The 6,549-nt window shown below is 53.4% G+C and carries 7 protein-coding genes; 2 read left to right on the top strand and 5 right to left on the bottom strand.

Translation table 11 applies throughout. The features are described from left to right. The 3 genes from AAA927_RS03475 to AAA927_RS03465 all read right to left on the bottom strand — a co-directional run. Positions 1-356, bottom strand: a 356-nt coding sequence (locus AAA927_RS03475; protein ID WP_338215342.1) for a helix-turn-helix domain-containing protein, incomplete at its 3' end; no start/stop codon positions are given. Between the two features lie 80 nt (positions 357-436). Then, a complete protein-coding gene (locus tag AAA927_RS03470; RefSeq protein ID WP_338215761.1) occupies positions 437-3,046 on the bottom strand; it encodes an ABC transporter permease in 2,610 nt (869 codons plus the stop codon). Positions 3,047-3,059: 13 nt separating this feature from the next. Then, the gene (locus AAA927_RS03465; RefSeq protein ID WP_338215759.1) at positions 3,060-3,761 is read right to left on the bottom strand and encodes an ABC transporter ATP-binding protein; all 702 of its coding nucleotides are present in this window, start codon (positions 3,759-3,761) and stop codon (positions 3,060-3,062) included. Positions 3,762-3,903: 142 nt separating this feature from the next. Here AAA927_RS03465 and AAA927_RS03460 point away from each other — a divergent pair, with 142 nt between their 5' ends. Further along, positions 3,904-4,461 carry a TetR/AcrR family transcriptional regulator gene (locus AAA927_RS03460; protein WP_338215757.1) on the top strand — a complete coding sequence of 186 codons (558 nt, stop codon included), beginning with the start codon at positions 3,904-3,906 and terminating at the stop codon, positions 4,459-4,461. 62 nt (positions 4,462-4,523) lie between these two features. Then, positions 4,524-5,084, top strand: a complete 561-nt coding sequence (locus AAA927_RS03455; protein ID WP_338215755.1) for an NADPH-dependent FMN reductase — start codon at positions 4,524-4,526, stop codon at positions 5,082-5,084. A gap of 59 nt (positions 5,085-5,143) precedes the next feature. Here the strand turns inward: AAA927_RS03455 and AAA927_RS03450 are convergent, their stop codons facing one another. Then, a complete protein-coding gene (locus AAA927_RS03450; RefSeq protein WP_338215753.1) occupies positions 5,144-5,812 on the bottom strand; it encodes a Fic family protein in 669 nt (222 codons plus the stop codon). Between the two features lie 120 nt (positions 5,813-5,932). After that, a complete protein-coding gene (locus tag AAA927_RS03445; RefSeq protein ID WP_054662248.1) occupies positions 5,933-6,133 on the bottom strand; it encodes a cold-shock protein in 201 nt (66 codons plus the stop codon). Positions 6,134-6,549: the final 416 nt, after the last annotated feature.

The raw sequence follows: 6,549 nt of genomic DNA, 5'->3' as shown, positions 1-6,549 counted from the left end.
GCTGGTCTCCCTTTGTGAGTAGAGCGCAAACCAGCCACGCCTTGATCTCTGACGATGCGATACCAAGAATTAACCTGGCTGGGAGAGATACCGAAATGAGCCGCAGTTTGCGCACGACTTACTTGATGTGTATGCACATACTCTACCACGGCAATCTTGAATGCTTGAGAGTATTCAACTTTTGTATGCTTAACTTTCAGAGATTCGAGACCATGAGCCTTAGCTTGATTGACCCAGGTTCGAATATTAGCGCGCGAAGGAATACCATATCGAACGCTGAGCTCTCTGTAACCAATACCGCCTTTCAAGTATTCAGAAACCACTTTTGCCTTTAATTCGTTACTATATTTGGTCACAAGAAATGCCCCACAATCGTTAGACTTCTTGTCTAACAATTGTAGGGCACTTCATTGTGCCGGTGGTCTTTCGTTTACCCTTATTCGTTAGATTTCAATGCCCCAACCATGTCGATCCGCTGCAGCCGCTTATGGGTGACCAGCATCACAATACCCGTGAACGCGAGCATCAGCAGTGTCGCCCAGACATAACTCATCGCATGCAGCAAGACTGGGAAAATGACCTGGGTGGTTTCCGCCTGATGCAAAATGTACCGGAGCAAGGCGTACCCGACCCCATAGCCAAAGACGATTCCAACCAGCGTCATCACAATGTTTTCCCGCACAATGTACATGGTCACTTCGCGGTCGTAGAACCCTAGGACCTTGATGGTGGACAGTTCGCGAATGCGCTCGGACACGTTGATGTTGGTTAAGTTATACAACACGACGAAGGACAAAATCCCCGACAGCAGGATGAAAATGAAGACAATGGGATTAAGCGAAGTCCCCATGTTGCTGATGCTTTGGGTCGCATCAGCCTTAAAGCTAGTCCCCAGCGCCGCCTCATCCTTGAGCAAGCGGTGTGCCAATTGTTGCCGCTGCTGATCAGACATTTTGGCCAGCTTCACCAACAACGCATTGGTGGTTGGCGCCTGGCCAAAGGCTTTGGTGTAGGCCTTGGGGCTCATGTAGGCGAACACCCCGATGTAGTTCGTGGTGACGCCGCTCACCTTAACCTTGACCGCTTTTTTGCCCGCGCGGGTAAAAGTCACCGTGTCGCCAGTTTTCACTTGCAGCTTGTTGGCGATTTTTTGACTGATGACCAGGCCTTTGGTGGGCAGCGCATATACTTTGCCTTGATTGGCCAAGGTCACGTAGCGACTGAAGTGTCCGGCGCGGGGCGTAAACAGGTTGATATCATTGATCTGTTCACCGTTGGCTCGCGCCTTGCCGCTGGTTTGGTTAATCGGCAAACTACTTTGATACTTGCCACTGGCTTTGATCAGGTCAATGGCGGCAGTTTGATTATTCGCCGCGGCCAACGCCACTGTGGCATCGTAGTCGAACACTTGGCCATATTGCTGACTGCCGGTGGCGCTAATCGAGTCGCGCAAGCCAAAGCCGGTTAAAATCAAGCCGGTACCGCCAGCAATGCCGACAATCGTCATAATCATCCGACTCTTGTAGCGGAACAAGTTGCGATAAGAGACTTTTTCGTTGAAGCTCAAATGCCGCCACAGCGGGCGAATGCGCTCGAGCAAAATCCGTTTCGCCGACTTCGGGGCGCGCGGCCGCATCAGCTCAGCCGGCCGCTCTGCCAACTCGCGGTGCGTGACTAGTGCCGCCGCGCCGACTGTTGCCACCAGCGAAAAGGCCACCGCAATCACAAGACTGCCGGTCATCACCGGAATGGTGGCGGTCATGGGAATGACCGCATCATAAAGCGACACAATGAAGCGTGGCAGCGTGAGGTTGCCGGCCACGCCGCCAATGATCCCACCGAGCAGGCCGGCCATCAGGGCATAAACGATGTAGTTGCGGGCAATCGCCAAGCGCCCAAAGCCCAGCGCCTTAAAGGTGCCGATTTGCCCGCGGGCTTCTTCGACCATCCGGGTGATGGTGGTGAAGGTAATCAGCGCCGCAATCAAGAAGAAGAACACTGGGAAGACATTGGCAATCGCGGCAATCCGGTCCGCACTGTCGCCAAACGCGGAAAAGCCAGGGAGATCTTCGCGGGTTTGCCAGGTGTAGGTGGTTTGGGTCGCCGTTTTGGCCTCGCGCTTCGCAGCGGCCAGCTTCTTGGCGGCTGCCGTGAGCTGGGCCTGCTGCGCGGCTAATTCAGGCGTTGTGGTCACCTGGCCGCCAGACGCGGCTTTGACTTGCGCCAACCCGGCGTCCAGCTGACTTTGCGCCGCTTGGAGCTTGGTTTCCTGCGCCGCGATGGGAGCGAGTGCTTGTGCATACAAAGCAGCGCTGCGAGTTTTGGCCCGGGCTTTAAACACCCGCTTCAACGCCGTCTTTTTCTTCGCCACCGCGCTTTGGTAGCTTGCCGCATAGCTGTTCTTACTTTGCAAACTAGCAAAGCGCACGTTAAGCTGCGTGGCCACGGTCAAATTCATTTGCTTGGCGGGAATGTAGGCAAAAAAGCGGACTTTGCCATCCCCGACATTGGCGGCGCCGCGCTCATTGTTGTCGACATACTGCGGGGAATCGACAAAGCCGACAATCTTGAACGTCCGCTGCTTGAGCTTTGCCTCCTTACTGAAGGTCAAGGTTTGGCCTAGTTTGTAACCATAATCGGCCTTGGCCCGCTGATCCAGCACGATTTGGTTGGCTTGCTTGGGCAAGTGGCCACTGCGCAGCACCAGGTGGTTTTGCTTGGCGGCTTTTTGGTAGCCGTAAAGCGCGATCGCCCAGTCGTTTTTGCCGCCAGTAACATACTTAAACTTGGCCAGTTCGGCTTTTGCCCCACTGACTTTTTCAGCAGTGCGAACATCAGCCGCCGTGAACCCGGTCGACGAAAAGAGCTGCACATCACTGAGGTGCTCGTTTTTCACAGTTTGATCCATCGAATCAGTCAGACCCGGGCCGGCGCCTTGAATGCCAACGAAAGTCAACGTGCCGAGCAAAATAATCAAAACAATGGCGATAAAGCGGCCTTTATTGGCCCCAATTTCACGCCACATATTGCGGTGCATGGGTGTCATGAACGCCGCCCCCTTACCATTCAATCTCGGCGACTGGCGTGGGGTGCGGATTATCCACCACCGACCGGACCCGGCCGTCATTGATGCGGATCACCCGATCCGCCATTTTGGCCAAAGCAGCATTGTGGCTGATGATCAGCACGGTTTTGCCATCGCGGCGGGAAGCATCTTGCAACAGCTGGAGAACTTGCTTGCCGGTTTCGTAATCCAAAGCACCGGTTGGTTCATCGCACAGCAAGAGCTTCGGGTTTTTGGCCAAAGCGCGCGCAAGCGCGACGCGCTGCTGCTCGCCGCCGGAGAGCTGTGACGGAAAATTGTCAATGCGATCACCCAGCCCCACCGCCTTAAGCGTGGCCTCGGCGTCCAAGGCATCTGGCACGATGGAGTTGGCCAGCTCAACGTTTTCTTTGGTGGTGAGGTTGGGAATCAGGTTGTAAAACTGGAAGACGAAGCCGACACTATCGCGCCTATACGCGGTGAGTTGCTTATCATTGAAGCGCGCAATATCGACGCCATCGACCACGACTTGGCCACTGGTGGGGACATCCATCCCGCCTAAAATGTTCAGCACCGTCGACTTGCCGGCACCACTTGGGCCCAGAATCACCGTCAGTTGGCCTTCCTCGCAGTTGAACGACACATCATTGTTGGCGAGAATTTTGGTTTCGCCCATTTGATACTGCTTGGTTTCATTGCGAACTTCGATATATGCCATGACCAACCTCCATCTTTTCAACACACTGTTGGTATAATAAGATTATTATGCAAGGTTCAGGCGGCTGGTGCAACCGCCAATCACCGCCTATCTGTCATTAAATCAACACCCCATCGTTTAATGTTGGAAAGAAGGAAAAATCATGGTTGGCACTAAAAATAATCGCCGTGCTCAAGCGACCAAGCAGCAGCTGCAAGCCGCGTTGCTGCAACTGCTTCAAACCAAACCACTGGCCAATATCACCGTGACTGAAATCTGCCAGGTGGCCGATGTGAACCGCGGCACGTTTTATACCCACTACCGCGATCCGGCTGATTTATTTGCGGTGATCGAAACCGACCTCGTCGCCAAAGTCACTGTCCTCATCGACCAGCAAGATGCCCGCCCCGAGGCTTGGCTCACCCAAATTCTGACTTTACTCAAGCAAAACGAAACCGCCACCGCCATTATCATCAGTGAACTCACCGAAAGCCCGGTGCTGCAAGCCCTGCTCCTGCCAATCAAGGCCGCGTCGCTGAAGGATTATGCGACGCGGTTTAATGAACACGACCCGGCGGTTTTGGCCTACTATTTCGAATTCTTCCTCAGCGGCGCGGTGCGCGTGATCACCCGCTGGCTGCAAACCGGCGCTAAGCAAACCCCGGCTCAAATCGCCCAAGTCATCACCCGCAGCGCCGGCATGATGCAAGCAAATCATTAGCGGCCTGGGCCATGCGCCTCGTATAATAAGCGCGTAATTGGAACGCTTAAAGGAGGCGCACTATGACGCAAACGCTTGGTATTCTCGTCGGTAGCTTGCGGCAAAACTCGTATAACCGCATCGTCGCTGACACTTTTCGCTCGCTGATTCCCAGCCAGTATGACGTGACCGAAATCGCCATCGCGCATTTACCCTTTTACAATGAAGACTTGGACACCACACAGCCGCCAGTGGCGTGGACAGATTTTCGGCAAACGGTCCAAGGCGTGGCTGGTATTCTGATTTTCAGTCCTGAATATAATCGCGGCGTCCCATCAGTGTTGAAAAATGCCTTCGATGTCGGCTCCCGGCCGCGGGGCCAGAATGCCTTTGCCGGCAAACCGGCGCTGGTGGTCACCGCCTCGCCTGGCGCAATTGGCGGGTACGCCGCTAACAACAGCATTCGCCAGACGCTGACTTTTTTGGACATGCCGACACTCCAGCAACCAGAGGCCTATATCGGTAGCGTGAACACCCACCTGAGTGAGGATGGCGGCAAGCCGCACTTCAAGCCTGACACCGTCGATTTCTTCAGCCTGATTGTCGAACGCTACATCGCCTTTTTTGAACGCCTCACCGCATAAATGAACAGCGCCATGAACCCGAGGCAGGATTCATGGCGCTGTTCGTTTAGGTTACAGAGTTACAGCTTCACGCCTTGCACAGCATGGGCGTAGGTCCAATCAAGCAAAGGCTTCACTTCACCATTCTTGTAATACACGGCAATTAATTCATTCCACTCACTCCAGATGGTGAGGGGCACATTGATTAAACCGGCACCCCCATCAATCATCACTTTATTAGCAGCTAGAGTGGCTGACCGTTTATTGCCGTCCCAGAAAATCTGCCGGCGCATGTCGTGATACATGAGTCGCATGGCCTTTTCTGTGGTGGATTGATCTGACGCCATGAGCTCAGTCAACCATTTTTCTTCGGCTTGTTCATCAATCATCGGCGGCACCCAATCGTTTTCATCGCCAATGTCGACAGCGCCTTGGCCGCTGCGAAGCTCACCAGGAACCAAGGCATCGTATTTCGCCACGATTAAATTGATATTCTGTTCAATCTGAAGCGAAATGGGATCATCCTCTTGGGTGATATAGTCCCAACCGCGTTTAATCTGAACAATGGTATTGCTGTCGTCAAGGGAAACGCCGTTGACGCCAAGCCCCCGCATGATTGCCTGAGTTTGTGGCAAGGTGGTGTTGATGCCTTCAAACCGAGAGTTGGTATGAACGAGCGCATCAAAATTACTCCTCGCATAACGCCGATTCAGATCACGCGTTAAATGATATTTATCCTCATACGCCATAATTGATCTCCCATCTTGCTAAGCATCTTCGTCCCCATTTTAGCATGGCTTATCCCTGGCTGTCTGAACAAAAAAACACCCTCCCGTCGCAATGACGGGAAGGTGCTTCCCACGCTGATATTACAGCTTGGTAACGTTGGCAGCCTGAGGGCCGCGGTCGCTTTGTTCTACTTCGAAGCTAACAGCTTGGCCTTCGTCAAGCGTCTTGTAGCCGTCGCCTTGGATAGCGGAGAAGTGAACGAAAACGTCTTTGCCGTCTTCACCAGTGATGAAGCCGTAACCTTTGTCAGCGTTGAACCATTTAACAGTACCTTGTTGCATAATGAGTGAATCTCCTTCATTAAAAACCTATAGTGACAAAAACAACTGGTAATCGCTGAAAGGAAATCCATTATGCAAGAACACAATTGTTTCAGTTCATCAATTACTAGGTTCAGTGTACCACAGCCAGCAGGGAAAAACTATTTTTTTATCAGGCAGGCAGCGGCGACGGGCGCACTTAGCGGGATGGGTAGCCTAGTTCAGCGAATTGAAGCCGCACTTGGCTTCGAGGCGCTGGACGTAGCTACACACTCCCGCGTTGCCCGTCAGAGCGCAACTACAATCAGGCTGCTGCGGTCGGCCGCTCTTAGCCGGATGGGTAGCCTAGCTTAAGGCATTGCCGTCTGGTCTTGACGGTGAGGCCTTAAGCGTAGCTATCCATTCCGGCGTTGGCCGACCACAGCGCAACTTCAGAC

This window comes from Lacticaseibacillus salsurivasis, assembly GCF_036246225.1.
In the GTDB taxonomy this organism is placed as follows: domain Bacteria; phylum Bacillota; class Bacilli; order Lactobacillales; family Lactobacillaceae; genus Lacticaseibacillus; species Lacticaseibacillus salsurivasis.
This window is presented reverse-complemented; position numbering and strand designations above follow the sequence as displayed.